At 64.8% G+C, this 17,820-nt stretch carries 15 protein-coding genes; 13 read left to right on the top strand and 2 right to left on the bottom strand.

The window, feature by feature from the left end:
• Positions 1–14: 14 nt before the first annotated feature.
• The 4 genes from kdpB to C7I85_RS06350 all read left to right on the top strand — a co-directional run bounded on the left by kdpB (position 15) and on the right by C7I85_RS06350 (position 6,194).
• Positions 15–2,108 (top strand): potassium-transporting ATPase subunit KdpB, encoded by a 2,094-nt coding sequence (kdpB, locus tag C7I85_RS06365; RefSeq protein WP_106723138.1) that lies wholly within the window; start codon positions 15–17, stop codon positions 2,106–2,108.
• A gap of 11 nt (positions 2,109–2,119) precedes the next feature.
• Positions 2,120–2,725: a K(+)-transporting ATPase subunit C gene (locus tag C7I85_RS06360; RefSeq protein ID WP_106723137.1), complete on the top strand. Its 606-nt coding sequence runs from the start codon at positions 2,120–2,122 to the stop codon at positions 2,723–2,725.
• A gap of 83 nt (positions 2,726–2,808) precedes the next feature.
• On the top strand, positions 2,809–5,505 hold the full coding sequence (locus C7I85_RS06355) for a sensor histidine kinase (RefSeq protein ID WP_106723567.1): 2,697 nt from the start codon (positions 2,809–2,811) through the stop codon (positions 5,503–5,505).
• Entirely contained in the window at positions 5,502–6,194 is a 693-nt protein-coding gene (locus C7I85_RS06350) for a response regulator transcription factor (RefSeq protein WP_106723136.1), read from the top strand. The genes C7I85_RS06355 and C7I85_RS06350 overlap by 4 nt, the downstream gene beginning before the upstream one ends.
• Before the next feature lie 42 nt (positions 6,195–6,236).
• Here C7I85_RS06350 and C7I85_RS06345 read toward each other — a convergent pair whose 3' ends face one another.
• Both C7I85_RS06345 and C7I85_RS06340 read right to left on the bottom strand, forming a co-directional pair.
• Positions 6,237–6,482, bottom strand: a complete 246-nt coding sequence (locus C7I85_RS06345) for a hypothetical protein (RefSeq protein WP_106723135.1) — start codon at positions 6,480–6,482, stop codon at positions 6,237–6,239.
• Positions 6,483–6,622: 140 nt separating this feature from the next.
• Positions 6,623–7,294, bottom strand: coding sequence for a FadR/GntR family transcriptional regulator (locus C7I85_RS06340; protein WP_106723134.1), 672 nt, complete (start codon positions 7,292–7,294; stop codon positions 6,623–6,625).
• Positions 7,295–7,545: 251 nt separating this feature from the next.
• Here C7I85_RS06340 and C7I85_RS06335 point away from each other — a divergent pair, with 251 nt between their 5' ends.
• The 9 genes from C7I85_RS06335 to C7I85_RS06295 are packed head-to-tail and all read left to right on the top strand — an operon-like array spanning position 7,546 to position 17,798.
• The gene (locus tag C7I85_RS06335) at positions 7,546–8,421 is read left to right on the top strand and encodes a fumarylacetoacetate hydrolase family protein (protein ID WP_106723133.1); all 876 of its coding nucleotides are present in this window, start codon (positions 7,546–7,548) and stop codon (positions 8,419–8,421) included.
• Complete coding sequence (locus tag C7I85_RS06330) at positions 8,418–9,197, top strand: alpha/beta fold hydrolase (RefSeq protein WP_106723132.1); 780 nt, start codon at positions 8,418–8,420, stop codon at positions 9,195–9,197. Before C7I85_RS06335 ends, C7I85_RS06330 begins: the two co-directional genes overlap by 4 nt.
• A gap of 57 nt (positions 9,198–9,254) precedes the next feature.
• A complete protein-coding gene (locus C7I85_RS06325; protein ID WP_106723131.1) occupies positions 9,255–10,574 on the top strand; it encodes a metal-dependent hydrolase family protein in 1,320 nt (439 codons plus the stop codon).
• On the top strand, positions 10,571–11,626 hold the full coding sequence (locus C7I85_RS06320) for a branched-chain amino acid ABC transporter permease (RefSeq protein ID WP_106723130.1): 1,056 nt from the start codon (positions 10,571–10,573) through the stop codon (positions 11,624–11,626). Before C7I85_RS06325 ends, C7I85_RS06320 begins: the two co-directional genes overlap by 4 nt.
• Positions 11,623–12,648: a branched-chain amino acid ABC transporter permease gene (locus tag C7I85_RS06315; protein ID WP_106723129.1), complete on the top strand. Its 1,026-nt coding sequence runs from the start codon at positions 11,623–11,625 to the stop codon at positions 12,646–12,648. The genes C7I85_RS06320 and C7I85_RS06315 overlap by 4 nt, the downstream gene beginning before the upstream one ends.
• Before the next feature lie 52 nt (positions 12,649–12,700).
• Positions 12,701–13,945: an ABC transporter substrate-binding protein gene (locus C7I85_RS06310; protein WP_106723128.1), complete on the top strand. Its 1,245-nt coding sequence runs from the start codon at positions 12,701–12,703 to the stop codon at positions 13,943–13,945.
• A 34-nt stretch (positions 13,946–13,979) separates the two neighbouring features.
• Entirely contained in the window at positions 13,980–14,756 is a 777-nt protein-coding gene (locus C7I85_RS06305) for an ABC transporter ATP-binding protein (RefSeq protein WP_106723566.1), read from the top strand.
• Complete coding sequence (locus tag C7I85_RS06300; RefSeq protein WP_106723127.1) at positions 14,749–16,965, top strand: ABC transporter permease; 2,217 nt, start codon at positions 14,749–14,751, stop codon at positions 16,963–16,965. The genes C7I85_RS06305 and C7I85_RS06300 overlap by 8 nt, the downstream gene beginning before the upstream one ends.
• Positions 16,965–17,798, top strand: a complete 834-nt coding sequence (locus C7I85_RS06295; protein ID WP_106723126.1) for a phosphoenolpyruvate hydrolase family protein — start codon at positions 16,965–16,967, stop codon at positions 17,796–17,798. The genes C7I85_RS06300 and C7I85_RS06295 overlap by 1 nt, the downstream gene beginning before the upstream one ends.
• The last annotated feature ends 22 nt before the right edge of the window (positions 17,799–17,820 follow it).

Raw genomic sequence — 17,820 nt, 5'->3', positions numbered from 1 at the left:
TCGGGATTACGACAATGAGCCATATGAAACCGGCCAGTATCCTAGATGCCAAGATCATAGTTCCCGCCATCCGCGGAGCTTTCCTGAAGCTCGATCCGCGAGCGCTTGCCAGAAACCCGGTGATGTTCGTGGTCGCCGCCGTTTCGCTGCTGACGACCGTCCTGTTCCTCAAGGACATCTTCACCGGCGGGCAGCACCTCGCCTTCACCTTCCAGATCATCATCTGGCTGTGGTTCACGGTGCTGTTCGCCAATTTCGCGGAAGCCGTGGCCGAAGGGCGCGGCAAGGCGCAGGCGGATTCGCTGCGCCGCACCCGCACCGAAACCCAGGCCAAGCTGCTGACGGGCGAAGACCGCGGCAACTACACCATGGTGCCCGGCGCCAGCCTCAAGGTGGGCGACGTGGTGCTGGTCGAGGCAGGCGACATCATTCCCTCCGACGGCGAGGTGGTCGAGGGCGTCGCCTCTGTCAACGAGGCGGCGATTACCGGGGAATCGGCACCGGTGATCCGCGAATCGGGCGGCGACCGCTCGGCCGTCACCGGCGGCACGCAGGTGCTCTCCGACTGGATCCGCGTGCGGATCACCGCTGCGGCCGGCTCGACCTTCCTCGACCGCATGATCTCGCTGGTGGAGGGCGCCGAACGCCAGAAGACGCCGAACGAGATCGCGCTCAACATCCTGCTTGCCGGCCTGACGCTGATCTTCGTGCTCGCGACCGTCACCATCCCGAGCTTTGCCACCTACGCCGGTGGCTCGATTCCCGTCGTGGTGCTGGTGGCGCTGTTCGTGACGCTGATCCCCACCACCATCGGCGCGCTTCTGTCGGCCATCGGCATTGCCGGCATGGACCGGCTGGTGCGCTTCAATGTGCTCGCCATGTCCGGCCGCGCGGTCGAGGCCGCCGGCGACGTCGACACGCTCCTGCTCGACAAGACCGGCACGATCACGCTCGGCAATCGGCAGGCCAGCGAATTCCTGCCGCTGAGCGGTGTCAGCGAGCAGGAACTGGCCGATGCCGCGCAGCTGGCCTCGCTTGCCGACGAGACGCCCGAAGGCCGCTCGATCGTCGTGCTCGCCAAGGAAAAATACGGCATTCGCGGCCGCGATATGCAGTCGCTGCACGCTCATTTCGTGCCCTTCACCGCCCAGACCCGCATGAGCGGCGTCGATGTCGACGGCAGCTCTATCCGCAAGGGCGCGGTGGACGCCATTCTCGCCCAGCTCGCGAGGACCCCGGCCATGGCGGTGGCCAGCGCCTCGCCCGCCGTGCATGGACGCAGCTCCGGCGCGCGCGCCGAGGAGATCCGCGCGCTCGCCGATCAGGTCGCCAAGTCCGGCGGCACTCCGCTCGCCGTCATGCGCGACGGCAAGCTGCTCGGCGTGATCCACCTCAAGGACATCGTCAAGGGCGGCATCCGCGAACGCTTCGCCGAACTGAGGCGCATGGGCATCCGCACCGTCATGATCACTGGCGACAACCCGGTGACGGCGGCAGCGATCGCGGCAGAAGCCGGCGTGGACGATTTCCTCGCCCAGGCAACGCCCGAGAACAAGCTGCAGCTGATCCGCGAGGAGCAGGCGAAGGGCAAGCTGGTGGCGATGTGCGGCGACGGCACCAACGACGCGCCAGCACTTGCGCAGGCCGATGTGGGCGTGGCGATGAACACCGGCACGGTTGCGGCGCGCGAGGCCGGCAACATGGTCGACCTCGATTCCGACCCGACCAAACTCATCGAGATCGTCGAGATCGGCAAGCAGCTCTTGATGACGCGCGGCGCGCTAACCACATTTTCCATCGCCAACGACATTGCCAAATATTTCGCGATCATCCCGGCGATGTTCCTGGCCTTCTATCCGCAACTGCAGGTGTTGAACGTGATGAGGCTTTCGACGCCGCAATCGGCGATTCTTTCGGCGATCATCTTCAACGCGCTGATCATCATCGCGCTGATCCCGCTGGCGCTGCGCGGCGTCAAATACCGGGCGGTGGGTGCGGCTTCGCTCCTGCGCCGCAACCTCGTCATCTACGGCCTCGGCGGCATCGTCGTGCCCTTCGTCGGCATCAAGGCGATCGACCTCGTCGTCTCCGCGCTCGGCCTCGCATAAGGAAGGCAATCATGCTGAAGCAACTTCGTCCCGCGCTGGTGATGATCGTGGTGTTCACCGTCCTGACCGGGCTTGCCTATCCGCTGGCCATGACCGGCATTGCCGGCATGCTGTTTCCCAAGCAGGCGGCAGGCAGCCTGGTCACCGAGAATGGCAAGGTGATCGGTTCCCGGCTGATCGGCCAGAATTTTACCAGCGACCGCTATTTCCACGGCCGTCCGTCGGCGACGACGGGGGCCGATCCATCCGATCCGTCGAAGTCGATCCCCGAGCCGTACAATGCCGCAAACTCCGGCGGCTCCAATCTCGGCCCGTCGAACCCGGCGCTGATCGCGCGCGTGAAGGGCGACATGGACAAGCTGAAGGCGGAAAATCCCGGCCAGCCGGTGCCGATCGACCTGGTGACCACAAGCGGCAGCGGGCTCGACCCGGACATCTCGCCGGCCGCCGCCTATTTCCAGGTGCCGCGCGTGGCCAAGGCGCGGGGGATGTCGGAAAATGACCTGCACGACCTCGTTGCCCAGAACGTGCAGCAGCCGGTCTTCGGAGTCATCGGCGAGCCGCATGTCAATGTGCTGGCGCTGAACCGGGCGCTCGACGCGCTGGCAAAGAAGTAGGCTCATGGCGTGCCGATTGATTTCGGCGCGCCTTTGCACGAGGAATCAAACGGGCGGGTTTTGCCCGGGACCGAGTGGTGTTCATGGTTGACGACACCGACAGGCGTCCATCGCCGGATGCGCTTCTGGAAGCCGCGGAGCGGGAGCTGCGCGGCAAATTGCGTATTTTCCTGGGTGCGGCTCCGGGCGTGGGCAAGACGTTCGAGATGCTGTTGTCGGCGCGCGCGCGCAAGGCCGAGGGCGTCGACGTCATCATCGGCGTGGTCGAGACCCACGGCCGCGCCGAGACCGAAGCCTTGCTGCAGGGTTTTGAGATCGTGCCGCGCGTCGAGGTGCCCTATCACGGGCGCACGCTGACGGAGATGGATCTCGATGCCATACTGGCGCGGCGGCCGGACCTTGTGCTGGTCGACGAGCTTGCCCACACCAATGCGCCGGGCAGCCGCCACCCGAAACGCTATATCGACATCGAGGAACTGCTGGCAGCAGGCATCGACGTCTACACCACCGTCAACATCCAGCATCTCGAAAGCCTGAACGACATCGTCGCCCAGATTACGCGTATCCGCGTGCGCGAGACGGTGCCCGATTCCATCATCGACCGTGCCGACGACATCGAGGTGGTCGACCTGACGCCGGGCGACCTGATCGAGCGGCTGAAGCAGGGCAAGGTCTACATGCCGCAGACGGCGCGTGCGGCGATCGAGAACTATTTCACGCCGGGCAATCTCACCGCGCTGCGTGAGCTCTCGCTGCGCTGCACCGCGCAGCGCGTGGACGAGCAGCTCGTCAGCCATATGCGTGAGAACGCGATCCCCGGGCCGTGGGCGGCGGGCGATCGCGTGCTGGTCTGCGTCGACGAGGCGCCGCGCTCGGCGGCCATCGTCCGCTATGGACGGCGGCTGGCCGAACGGCTGCGTGCGCCCTGGTCGGTGGTGACGGTGGAGACGACGCGCACCGCGCGGCTTTCGGAAGCCGATCGCGACCGGATTGCAAACACGATGCGGCTGGCCGAATCGCTCGGCGCCGAGACCATGACGCTGCCCGGTCGCACCGTCGCCGAAGAGATCATGCGCCATGCGCGCGAGAAGAACGTCACCCAGATCGTCGTCGGCCGCTCCGACAAGGCGCGCTGGCGCGAATGGCTGGAGGGCTCGGTCGCGAATGACCTGATCCGCATGGCCGGCGATGTCAGCATCAACGTGGTGTCGGGGCGCGAGCCTGTGCCCAAGCCGCCGCGCGGCGCGGTCGAGGACGCCACGGTCAATGGGCTTTCGCTGCGGCCCTACCTCGCCAGCCTCGCGATCATCGCCGGCGCGCTGGCGCTCGGTGAAGCGCTGCAGCAGACGCTGGACGTGTCCAATATCGGCGTGGTGTTCCTGATGGGCGTGCTGATCAGCGCGCTTCGTTTCGGCCTCGGGCCGGGCATCTTCACCAGCGTGATCAGCGCGCTGGCATTCAACTTTTTCTTCCTGCCGCCGCTCTACACTTTCACCATCGGCGACCCGGAAAGCATCGTCACCTTCATCTTTTTCCTGATCGTCTCGGTGGTCGCCAGCGATCTCACCTCACGCGTGCGGGCGCAGGCCATGGCCGCGCGCCAGCGGGCGCGCATGACCGAGAACCTCTATATGTTCTCGAAGAAGCTGGCCGGCACCGCGACGCTGGACGACGTGCTCTGGGCGACCGCGTTCCAGATTGCCTCGATGCTCAAGGTGCGGGTTGTGCTGCTGCTGCCCGAGCAGGGGCGGATTACGGTGAAGGCCGGCTATCCGCCCGAGGACACGCTCGACGAGGCGGACCTCGCGGCGGCCAAATGGACCTGGGAGAACGACCGCCCGGCCGGGCGCGGGGCGGACACGCTTCCGGGCGCCAGGCGCTTGTTCCTGCCGCTGCGGACCGCGCGCGGCGCGATCGGTGTCGTCGGCATCGACGACGACCGGCAGGGACCGATCCTGACGCCCGAGAGCCGGCGGCTGATGGATGCGCTGACCGACCAGGCCGCGCTCGCCATCGAGCGGGTGCATCTGGTCGAGGATCTCGACAATGCGCGGCTGGCGGTGGAGGCCGACCGGCTGCGGCAGGCGCTGCTGACCTCGATCTCGCACGATCTGAAGACGCCGCTGGCTGCCATCATGGGGGCCGCCGGAACGCTGAAGGAGTTTGCGCCCGCGCTCGACAAGCCGACCAAGGAGGACCTGCTCGGCACCGTGCTGGACGAGGCCGAGCGGCTCAATCGCTTCATCGCCAATTTGCTCGACATGACCCGGCTGGAATCGGGGGCGATCGCTCCCAATTGCGGCATGCACGATCTCAACGAGATCATCGGCAGCGCGCTGTCGCGGGCCAAGAAAATCCTCGCCGGGCATCAGATCGAGGTCGACCTGCCGGCCAACCTTCCGATGCTGCGCGTCGACCCGGTGCTGTTCGAGCAGGTGCTGTTCAACCTGTTCGACAATGCCGCGAAATATTCGCCGGCCAACTCGCGTATCCGCGTGCAGGCCTTCGCCGGGGAACGCGCCGTGACCTTGCAGGTGCTGGACGAGGGGCCGGGCATCCCGCCGGACGAGCTCGAGGACATATTCGGCAAGTTCACCCGCGCCCGGAAGGGCGACAGCGTGCCGGCTGGCACGGGGCTCGGCCTTGCCATCTGCCGCGGCTTCGTGGAAGCCATGGGCGGAACCATCACAGCCGGCAACCGCACCGACCGCAAGGGCGCCATCTTCACCATCCGCATGAGACTGCCGTCGGCACAGGCGGCAAGCAGGGATCTCCCATGAACGCGCCCGCGATAAAAATCCTTGTCGTCGACGACGAGCAGCCGATCCGCAAGCTGTTGCGGGCGGGGCTGGCGACGCAGGGCTATGTCATCATCGATGCGCCCAACGGCAGGACGGCGCTGGAGGAGATGGCCAACAGCGCGCCCGATCTGGTGGTGCTTGATCTCGGCCTGCCCGACATTCCCGGCCAGGACCTCTTGAAGCGCTGGCGGGCGGAGGGCAATTCGGTGCCGATCGTCATCCTGTCGAGCCGCACCGACGAGGCCGGCATCGTGGAGGCGCTGGACCTCGGCGCCGACGACTATGTGCCAAAGCCCTTCGGCGTAAACGAGCTGATCGCGCGCATCCGCGTGGCGCTGCGCCATCGGCTGCAGCAGCAGGGCGAAAAGCCGGTGTTCCAGACCGGCGCGCTGTCCGTCGACCTGGTGCGGCGCATCGTCAGGGTCGATGGCGCGGAGGTGAAACTGTCGCCGAAGGAATACGAGATATTGCGCACGCTGGTGCAGTATGCCGGCAAGGTGCTGACCCACAATTTCCTGATGAAGCAGGTGTGGGGCGAGGTGCAGGACGTGCAGTATCTGAGGGTCTATGTGCGCCAGCTGCGCCAGAAGATCGAGCCCGATCCGGAGCAGCCGCGCTACATACGGACCGAGACCGGCGTCGGCTATAGGCTTAGCGAAGCGGATTGAAGGCGGCCAGGCCGCCGCCGGGCCTAAGGGTCTGGAGCGGCGTCAGATCACGATCGTGGTGATCGAGGCGGCGATGAGCAGGGCGGCGACGAACAGCAGCGCGCCGTAGATGGGCGGCTTGCCGAACAGAACCGCAAAGGCCGAGGCCCAGACCACTATGGCCGCTGCCAGCGCGTAGAGAAAGGCCGGCTTGTCGTTCCAGGCAATGCCGATGGCCATCAGGCCGCCGATGATCAGCGCGCCAAACAGCAGCATTATCGAGAGCGCAAACTTTTCGACCGAATCCATGGCTCGTCCTTTCGTCGTCCCGGCTGAATGTGCCGGATCGCGTCTTTTTGAGCAATGCCTGTCGAGCATCAATTGGGGGAATTTGCGGCCGATACATTCGACAGTTCGGGTCTTTGGGCCATTGGCGAGCAAAGGCCGTATCAACGTCCCAGAAGGTTACGCTGCACCGTCTGGAGGTGAGCCAGCATGGCCTGCTTCGCGCCATCGGGATTGCGCTCGATCAGCGCGTCGACGATGGCCTGGTGTTCGCGGCAATAGGTCTGGCGCCGCTCTTCGGAGAAGGAGCGCTTCTTCATCTCGAACCAGGGCGACTGGTTGCGCAGGATGCGCATGAGGTTATGGATTTCCTTCAGGAAATCGTTGCGCGAGCAGGCGAAGATGCGGTGGTGGAACTCCGCGTCCCAATGCTCGAAGGTCGGCATGTCGGCGCTGTCGCAAGCCGTCTGATGCGCCTCGCGCACGGCGTTGAGTTCGCTGTTGCTGGCATTGGTGGCGGCAAAAGAGGCGGCGGCCGGTTCGAGAAGCTGGCGGATTTCCATCATGTCGGCCGGGCTGGTGCCTTCCATGCGCGCCACCACGGATGCGAGCGAATTGGGATCGGGGTCGGCCAGGAAGGTGCCGCGCCCGACCTGCCGCACCACCGTGCCGTCGACTTCGAGCAAATTCACCGCGCGCCGCACCGTGTTGCGGGCGACACCGAAGGCTTCGGCAAGGTCGCGCTCGGGTGGGATGCGGCCAATATCGGTCCATTCGCCGGCGGAAATCCGTTTCCTGAGTTCTGCGGCAATATCGGTGGCGACAAGCCTAGGCATGAGCAAGCACCTTTATTTGATCCAATTTTGCACCATTCATAATGGCAGTTCGAGCCGGCGTCCACAGCAAAGCTGCGGAAATCCGGCAATTCGGCGTAAAATTTCCCCACTTCTTCACACGATCGGCGATCGACCGTGGCATTTTTCGATTCGTTTGCCAACAGAATCCGCTTGCGAGCTGAACCAATCGACGCTAGCGTAGCAAAAAGAAGCCGAATTGGCTCACCAATGGTTCATGAGGGGGGAAGCGAATGAGGGTTGCGACATTTTCCATCGCCGGCGAGCGCCGCGTAGGCCTTGTCGATGCCGAGGGTGAAACGATCGCCCCCTTCGATCTTTCCGTCGAGGCCGCCAAGGGTGGCATTCTCGGCCTGATCGAGCGCAACGGCGCGCTGCCGCGCACGCTCTCGCCACTGCCGCTTTCCAGCGTCGAACTTGAGGCGCCAATCCCGCATCCACGCCGCAACATCTTCTGCGTCGGCAAGAATTATTACGAGCATGCGCATGAATTCGCGCGCAGCGGTTTTGACTCGAGCGCGGCGGCCGGTGCGATCCCGAAGGATCCGATCATCTTTTCCAAGGTGCCGGAATCGGTGGTCGCGACGCACTCGAAGGTGTTGATCGACACCAAGGTCTCGTCAGCCATCGATTACGAGGCCGAGCTTGCCGTCATCATCGGCAAGGAAGGGCGCGGCATTTCCAAGGAAGATGCGCTCGACCATGTGTGGGGCTACACCATCGTCAACGACGTGACCGCGCGCGACCTGCAGGGCAAGTACAGCCAGTGGCTGATCGGCAAGTCGCAGGACACGTTCTGCCCGATGGGGCCTTGGGCGGTAACAAAGGATGAGTTCGACCTGGAGACGGCCGGCATCCGCTGCTTCGTCAATGGCGACATGCGGCAGAACTCCAAGATCTCGCTGCTGATCTTCGACATTCCGACGATCATTTCGACGCTGTCGCAGGGCCTTACGCTGAAGCCCGGCGACATCATCGCCACCGGCACGCCGGCCGGTGTCGGCATCGGCTTCAATCCGCCGAAATATCTGAAAGCAGGCGACGTGGTGCGCGTCGAGATCGACGGCATCGGCGCGCTCGAAAACCGGTTCTCGGAGTGGGCGCAATGACCACGGTGACCGTCGGCCAGACCGTCGTGGAAGTCGCCGGGGAAGGGTTCCCCGTGGTGATGATCCACGGCCTCGGCGGAACGTCCAACATGTTCCAACCGCAGTTGCAGGCGCTGTCGGGCTATCGCGTCATCCGCGTCGATCTTCCGGGTTCGGGCCGCTCGGCTCGGCCGCTCGATCCCCTCACCATCGAGATGATGAGCGAGGCGGTCATCCGCGCCATGGATGGAGTGGGGGTGAGCCGGGCGCATTTCGTCGGCCATTCCATGGGAACCATCGTCTGCCAGCAGATCGCCGCCAACAAGCCGGAGCTGGTGGCTTCGCTCTGCCTGTTTGGCGCGCTCGCCGAGCCGGCGGATGCGACGCGGACAGGCCTCGCAAACCGGGCCAAGCTTGCCCGCTCGGGCGGGATATCCGACATCGCCGACCAGATCGCGGCCAATGCGATTTCGGCCCATACGCGCGAGAATTCGCCGGCGGCGGTCGCCTTCGTGCGGGAGTCGATCACTCGCCAGGACCCTGAATCCTATGCCCGCACCTGCGAGGCGCTGGCCAACGCAAATGCTGTCGATCCGCGCCGGATCACGGCGCCGACGCTTCTGGTGACGGGCGATGCCGATGCGGTCAATCCGGTGGGCGTGGCGCAGGCCCTGGCCGACAAGATCAAGGGCGCCGCGCTTTCTACCATAGACAGATGCGGCCATTGGGCTACGGTTGAGCATCCACGCGAGTGCAACCAGAAACTGACGGAATTTCTAAGGCGCGCAGACCGGTGATCTGAGGACGAAAAACACCGGCGCGGGAGGGCGCCTTGCCACTTTTGGGAGGAAGAGATGGCAGACGATAGCTGGAGCGGAAACGGCTCGGGTGGCACGCTGTTCACCAACGTGCGCATTCTCGATGCCACCGGCGACTATCCTTACACCGGCGAGGTCCTGGTGCAGGGCAATCGCATCAAGCAGATCACGAGGGGCTCGTCGCGCTTCGGCTCGTCGTCGGCCTATGGCGGCATGACCGTCATCGACGGCATGGGCGCGACGCTGATGCCCGGCATGATCGACGCGCATCTGCATCTCTCCTGGAACAACGCGCCCGGCATCGATCCCATCCAGATGATGGAGACCGAGGAGCACATGCTGGTGACCATGGAGATGGCGAAGCTGGTGCTGGATGCCGGCTTTACCGCCGGTCGGGGGGCGGCTGCCGCAAAGCCGCGCCTCGACGTGGTGGCCAAGAAATTCATCAACCAGGGCCGCTTCCCCGGTCCGCGCTATCTGGCGGCGGGGCCGGAGATCACCACCGTCGGCGGTCTTGGCGATTCCGCGCCTTCGCACATTCCGCATGAGGGCCTGAACCTCGGCCTCGTCGTTTCGGGACCAGAGGAAATCCGCCGCACGGTGCGCACGCTGATCAAATACGGCGTCGACTCGATCAAGCTCAACCTCTCTGGCGAATCCATCACCGGCATGGGTGCCGAGGAAACGCCGATGTCGGAGGAAGAGGTGGCGATGGCCGCGCAGGAAGCGCGCTGCCGCAACAAGGTGCTCTCCGCCCACGCCCGCTCTTCGGGTTCGGTCAAGCAGTGCATTCGCCACGGCATCCAGAACATCTACCACGCCTCCTTTGCCGACGAAGAAGCGCTCGACCTGCTGGAAGCCGCTAAGGACAAGCACTTCGTTGCGCCCGGCATGGCGTGGCTCATCAACACGGCGCGGCACGCCGAACAGTGGGGCATCAAGCCCGGTTCGCGGCTTGCCATGGAATATGAGCGCGAGCTCGAAATGTGCATCGACACGATGAAGAAGATGCACCGGCGCGGCATCCGCATCTGCATCGGCGGCGACTACGGCTTCGCCTGGACGCCGCAGGGCACCAACGCCAAGGACATCCAGACCTTCGTCGACATGCTCGGCTTCTCGCCGATGGAAGCGATCATGGCTGGAACCAAGTATGGCGGGCAGATCATGAACCTGGGCGACGAGCTCGGCATGATCAAGGAAGGCTATCTCGCCGACGTTCTGCTTATCGACGGCGACCCGACCGCCGACGTGCGCATCCTGCAGGACAAGAACCGCATCCTCGCCATCATGAAGGACGGCAAGTTCCACAAGGCACCGCGCATGAATGAGCAGCGCCGGCGGCTGACCGCATGAGCACGCTCGAACGGCCAGGCGCTTCCGCCGGCTTGTCGGGCGGCGGGGGGATCACGAAGCGACAGGCATGGGGCATCGTCTGGCTCCTTGCCGCGGCGCTGTTTGCCTGGCTGATGCTGGGCGTCTGGCCGGATTGGGTGAACGCCATCCTGACTTCGAAGAAGGCCTTTGCCAGCGCCGTGCTGAACGGGCTGACGCTGGCCGGGCTCTATTTCCTCGTGGCGAGCGGCTTCACGCTCGTCTTCGGCCTGATGCGCAACGTCAATCTTGCGCATGGATCACTCTATCTCTTGGGCGCCTATATCGGCTACGAGGTCGCCACCCGCAGCGGCTACTGGCTGCTGGGTGTTGCTGCCGGTTTCGTCGTGCTGGCACTGGTCGGCCTCGTCATGCAGGTGCTGGTGTTTCGGCGCCTCGAGGGCGATGACCTGCGCCAAACGCTTGTCACGATCGGCATATCTATCGTCGCGGCCGACCTGATGCTCGCCGTATGGACCGGCACGACCTACCAGATCGTCACGCCGGCCTGGCTGGATGGAGCAGTTGGCCTGCCCATCATCACGGCTGTGAAGTCCAATGGCGAGGCCGTCTTCCTCCGCTATCCATTCTACCGGCTCGTGGTGCTGGGTGTGGCGATCGTCATCGGCGTCGGGCTCTGGCTGATGCTCAACCGCACGCGCGTCGGCATGATGATCCGCGCCGGCGTCGACGACCGCGCCATGCTCTCGGCCTCCGGCATAAATGTGCATGCCGTGTTCGCCATAGTCTTTGCTATCGGCGCGGGGCTGGCCGGCTTTGCAGGGGTCGTCGGCGGCTCAGCGCTGTCGGTGGCGCCTGGCGAAGACGTGCGCTACCTGCTCGCCTCGCTCGTCGTGGTGATCGTGGGCGGTATGGGCTCGATCACCGGGGCGGCCATCGGGGCGCTGCTGATCGGCCTCGCTGAGCAGATCGGCCTCGTCTACTTCCCGACCTACGGAATCGTGCTCACCTTCGTCATCATGGTGGTGGTTTTGGCCGTGCGGCCGCAGGGCATCATGGGGAAGGCACGATGACGGCTCTTGCCCCGACCGACAAGCCGGCCGCGCAGTCGATCCTGGAGAAGATCGGCGCCGGTAATATCGTTGTCCTGGTGCTGCTGGCGCTTTATCCGGCGGTGGCCTCGGACTTTTTCCTCACCCAGATCGGCGCCTATTCGCTGATCCTCGGCATGATCTCGCTGTCGCTCATGCTGCTTGCCGGCTATGGCGGCATGGTCAGCCTGGCACAGATCTCGGTGGCCGGCATAGCCGGCTACACGGTCGCCATTTTTGGACTCAACAATTCGGGCGTGCACGGCTTCGGCTGGCCGTTCTGGATCGTGGTGCCCATCGCGACGCTGGTTGCGGCAGGGGCCTCGGCGCTGATCGGTGTGATTTCCAATCGCACCGAAGGCATCTACACGATCATGATCACGCTCGCGATCGCGACGGCCTTCTTCTACTTCACCCAGCAGAACTATTCGCTGTTCAACGGCTTTCCCGGCTACACGGGCATTCGCGCGCCGGAGTTCTGGGGCGTCAATTGGCGCGATCCGATGCCGTTCTACTATCTGTGCCTCGGCTTTGCGGTGGTCGCCTATGCGGCCGTGCTCTACGGTTCGCGCTCGACCTATGGGCTGACGGTGCAGGCCGTGCGCGACAATCCCCGCCGCATGCGGGCGCTGGGCTTCAACGTCACCGCACACAAGGTGGTCGCCTATTTCTATGCCGGCATCATCGCGGGCCTCGCTGGCGTGCTACTGGTCTGGTTCAACGGCCGCATCTCGCCCGGCACCATCAATGTCAGCGCCGCCATCAATGTGCTGATCATCGCCGTGATCGGCGGCATGCGCCACCCGATCGGCCCGTTCCTGGGCGCGGTGGTGGTGGTGTTGATGCAGACCTTTGCCATCGATATCGTCGGCGCGGAGCGGTTCAACACGCTCATCGGCCTGTTCTTTCTGGTGATCGTTTTCGTGTCGCCGGACGGTCTTCTTGGGTTGTGGGGGAGGATCAAACCACATCTGGCCCAGGAATCCTTACGCTCGGGTCCATGAGGGGACGGGCGGCTTCAGATTGATCCAAAGACAACCAGGGAGGGAAGTAATCATGAGGATCCATCGGCGAACACTTTTGGCGCTGGCGCTGGCCACCGGGCTGACCGCTCCGTCGCTCGCATTCGCGGAAGACTCGATCAAGATCGGCCTTCTGGCGACCTTCGAAGGCCCCTTCACCGTGCTGGGCGAAGACGGCGAGCGCGGCGCCATGACGGCCCTGGAGGAAGTCGGCGGCGTGGTCGCGGGCAAAAAGGTCGAGATCGTGAAGGGCTCGTCCGATGCCTCGCCCGACAGCGCCGTGCGCGCAGCCCGCAAGCTGGTCGAGCAGGATGGCGTCAAGGTTCTGGTCGGTCCGCTTTCCGGCGACGAGGGTATTGCCGTCAAGGACTATGCCAAGACCCATCCCGAAGTGACCTTCGTCAACGGCTCTTCGGCCGCTCAGGACACCACGCTGCGCGACCCGGCCGCGAACTTCTTCCGCTTCGGCACCGACGGCGCCCAGTGGATGGCCGGTCTCGGCACCTATGCCTATAACGAAAAGGGCTACAAGAAGGTCGCGACCGTCGCGGAAGACTACTCCTTCCCCTACACGCAGGTGTTCGGCTTCATGGCCGAGTTCTGCAAGGCGGGCGGCACGGTGCCATCGAAGTCCTGGGTGCCGATCGGCAACAAGGACTATTCCTCGGTCATCGCCGCGATCCCGGACGATGTCGACGCCATCTATGTCGCGCTCGGCGGCGCCGATGGCGTGAACTTCCTGACGCAGTACCAGCAGGCCGGCGGCAGCGCGCCGCTGATCGGCGGCTCGATCACGGTCGACCAGACCGTTCTGACCTCGAAGGGCAAGATCCGCGACGTCTTGGTCGGCACGCCATCGGCCGGCCCGATCGCCGACACCAACGACACGCCGCAGTGGAAGGCTTTTGTCGATGCTTACAAGAAGCAGCCGAATGCTTTCCCGTCGCCCTCGCTGTTCGCCCACGCCTACTATCTCGACATGAAGGCCCTGCTGATGGCGCTCAATGACGTTGGCGGCGACGTCTCGGACGGCGGCAAGAAGCTGCAGGAGACGCTGGCGAAAGTTTCCTTCGACGGACCGACCGGCAAGGTCTCGCTCGACAAGAACCGCAACGCCATCGCCGACATGTACCTGACGGAAGTGTCCGAAGGCACCGACGGCAATCTTTACAACAAGCTGGTGAAGGTCGTGCCGCAGGTGAACCAGACGCTTGGCATGGCTGAAGACGAGTTTCTGAAGCTCGGCGTCGTCGGCCGCGACAACCCGTCCTGCCCGTAAGAACAGAAGCATAAGGCGACCGCCAGTGGCCGAGATTTCAGTTGCATCCCGCCTGCAAGGCTCCGGCGCTTACGCGCTGGAGCTGGACGGCATTGCACGCCATTTCGGTGCGCTGGTGGCGCTATCGGGCATCAATATGAGGATCGCGGCCGGCGAGCGGCGCGCGGTCCTCGGCTCCAACGGTGCCGGCAAGACGACGCTGTTCAATGCCATCACCGGCGACTTCCTGCCAACCGCTGGACGCATCCGCTTCTTCGGCGAGGACATCACCGACCTGCCGCCGCATGAGCGCATCCGACGCGGTCTGCGCCGGACCTACCAGATTTCGCAGCTCTTCAAGGGGCTGACGGTTCTCGACTCGATCTTCCTCGCCTGCCGGGGCGTCTCGCGGCGCCGCTTTTCGCTGCTTCGCCCCTCGATCAACGACGTGAACATGGTGCAGGCGGAATCGATCCTCAACGCCGTGCATCTCGAGAGCGACCGCGACGTGCTGGTGGCGACGCTTTCGCATGGCCAGCAGCGCCAGCTCGAAATCGCGCTGGCGCTTGCGGGCGCGCCGCGCTTCATCCTGTTCGACGAACCGGCCGCGGGGCTTTCACCAACTGAGCGGCGCGACCTCGTCGCCATCCTCAACGCGCTGCCCAAGCACATCGGCTACATCATCATCGAGCACGACCTTGATGTCGCGCTGCGCGTCTCGGAATATGTGTCGATGATGCACAATGGGCGGCTGTTCAAGGAGGGCACGCCGCAGGAGATCGAGGCCGACCCGGAAGTGCAGGAGATCTATCTCGGGGGCAAGCATGGCTGAGCGCGCCACTTCTTCGGGCAAGGCCGTCCTGCGTATCGACGACCTGCAGGTCTACTATGGCGAAAGTCACGCCATACAGGGCGTGTCGCTGACGCTTGAAAGCGGCGTGCTGTCGGTCGTCGGCCGAAACGGCATGGGCAAGACGACGCTCTGCAACACCATCGCCGGCTTGAAGCGCGCCCGCTCCGGTTCGATCCGCGTCAATGGCCGCGAGATCTCCTCGCTGGAGCCGCATGAGATCCACCGCCTCGGCGTCGGCTATGTGCCGCAGGGCCGGCGGGTATGGCCGAGCCTGACCGTGGACGAGCATCTGCGGCTCGCCGCCGGCAGCCGCCGCGATGCGAGCTGGACCGTTGAGCGCGTTTACCAGACTTTTCCGCGCCTTGCTGAACGCCGCAGCAATGGCGGCTCGCAGCTTTCCGGTGGCGAGCAGCAGATGCTGGCGATCTCCCGCGCGCTGCTGAGTGACCCCAAACTGCTCGTCATGGACGAGCCGACCGAGGGCCTTGCGCCGGTCATCGTCGAACAGGTCGAGCAGATGCTGATCACGCTCGCCCAGGAAGGTGAGATGGCGATCCTCGTCATCGAGCAGAATATCGGCGTGGCGACCGCGGTTTCCGACAGCGTTGCAATCATGGTCAACGGTCGCATCAACCGCATCATGGACGCCAAGGCGCTAGCCGCCGACCGCGACCTGCAGCAGCGGCTGCTGGGCGTCGGCCGGCATTCGGACGAGGAAACGGTTTCGCCTGCCGTGGCAGCGCAGGTTCAGGAGCAACTGGCCGAGGTCTACCGCATCGAGCGCGGCGGCGAAGACGGGCAGGGCGACCAGTCGGTGAACGGCGTCTACCGCCCCGTGACCAGCCTGCCCAACCGCTGGAACCTGCCGGTGACGGCCATGCGGCAGGCGGCGGTGGAGAAGGCCGCGCCGCAGGATGACCTGAAGAAGGTCTTCGCCATTCCCTTCTCCGAGCGCATCGGGCGAACCGTGCTGGTCGCCGGAACCTTCGATACCAAGGGCAAGGAGTTGCGCTTCATCGCCGACCGGCTGAAGTCGCTCGGTATTCCGGCCCGCACCGTCGATCTCTCCACTTCGGGCAAGCCGTCGAGCGTCGACGTGACGGCCATGCAGGTGGCGAGCATGCATCCCTATGGTGCCTCCGAGGTCATGTCGGGCGACCGCGGCAAGTCGGTCACGGCCATGGCCGAGGCCTTCGCCCGCTGGGTGGGGCGCGAGCCGCGCCTCGGCGGCATCATTTCCGCAGGCGGCTCGGGCGGCACGACGCTTGCGACAGCCGGCATGCGTGCGCTGCCGGTCGGCATCCCGAAGATCATGGTCTCGACCGTGGCGGCTGGCGACGTCGGCAAATATGTCGGCGGCGCCGACATCATGATGTTCCACTCCGTGGCCGACGTTCAGGGGCTGAACTCCATCACCGAGCAGGTGCTGGGCAATGCAGCGCACGCGATGGCCGGCATGGTGGCGCAGCTGCCCGATGCGCAGGCGTGGGAAGAAAAGCGCAAGCTGGCGCGTCCCGCGGTCGGCATCACCATGTTCGGCGTGACGACGCCTGCCGTGCAGGCCGTGACAAAACGGCTCGAAGCCGACTATGACTGCCTGGTCTTCCACGCCACCGGCACCGGCGGACGCGCCATGGAAAGCCTGGGCGACTCCCGGCTTCTCGCCGGCTTTCTCGATCTCACCACGACAGAAGTCGCCGACATGATCGTGGGCGGCGTGTTCCCGGCCGACCAGGACCGCTTCGGTGCCGCGATCCGCACCGGGCTGCCCTATATCGGCTCGGTCGGCGCACTCGACATGGTCAATTTCGGCTCGCGCGAAAGCGTTCCCGACAAGTTCAAAAGCCGCAAATTTGTGATCCACAATCCGAACGTGACGCTGATGCGCACGACGCGGGACGAGAACCGCGCTTTCGGCGAATGGATCGGCGCGCGGGTCAACCAAATGAGCGGGCCGGTGCGCTTCCTGCTGCCCGAGGGCGGGGTGTCGATGCTCGATGCGGCGGGCGGCGCGTTCCACGATCCCGAGGCCGACAACGCTTTGTTCGAGGCAATCGAGCGCACGGTGCGCCAGTCGCCGCAGCGCCGCATCCAGCGCGTGCGCGCCAACATCAACGACGCGGCCTTCGTGGACGCGGTCATAGAGGCATTCCAGTCGACGATGCCGAAGCTTCAGAGGAGAGCGTAATGCCGCGTTTCGAACGATCCGCGCTGGTCGAAAGATTCCAGGAGATGAAACGCCGCCGCGTGCCGATCGTCGGCGGTGGCGCCGGAACCGGGCTTTCGGCCAAATGCGAGGAGGCCGGCGGCATCGACCTCATCGTCATCTACAATTCCGGCCGCTACCGCATGGCCGGCCGCGGTTCGCTGTCGGGCCTGCTCGCCTATGGCAACGCCAATGAGGTGGTGATGGAGATGGCGCGCGAGATCCTGCCGGTGGTGCAGCGCACGCCGGTTCTGGCGGGCGTCAATGGGACCGATCCGTTCCTCATCCTCGACCACTTCCTTGACCAGGTGAAGGCGATAGGCTTTGCCGGCGTCCAGAATTTTCCCACTGTCGGCCTGATCGACGGCACCTTCCGTGCCAATCTCGAAGAGACCGGAATGTCCTACGGGCTGGAGATCGACATGATCCGCAAGGCTCGTGAGAAGGACCTTCTGACCACGCCTTACGTGTTCAACGCCGACGAAGCAAAAGCCATGGCCCAAGCGGGAGCGGACATTGTGGTGTGCCATTTCGGCCTGACCACCGGCGGCTCTATCGGGGCGGAAACCGCGCTGAAGCTGAAGGATTGCCCTGCGCTGGTCGACGAGTGGTCCGAGGCCGCGCTGAAGGTCAACAAGGACATCATCGTGCTGGTGCATGGCGGCCCAGTGGCCGAGCCGGAGGATGCCGAGTTCGTGCTTAAGAACACGGCCAACTGCCACGGCTTCTATGGCGCGTCGTCGATGGAGCGGCTGCCCACCGAGCGGGCGCTGACCGAGCAGACAAGAAAATTCAAGTCGGTCGCCTTCGGCTGACCGCAGACTATCCGGGGAGGAC

Source organism: Pseudaminobacter soli (ex Li et al. 2025) (assembly GCF_003012705.1).
GTDB lineage: Bacteria > Pseudomonadota > Alphaproteobacteria > Rhizobiales > Rhizobiaceae > Pseudaminobacter > Pseudaminobacter soli.
This window is presented reverse-complemented; position numbering and strand designations above follow the sequence as displayed.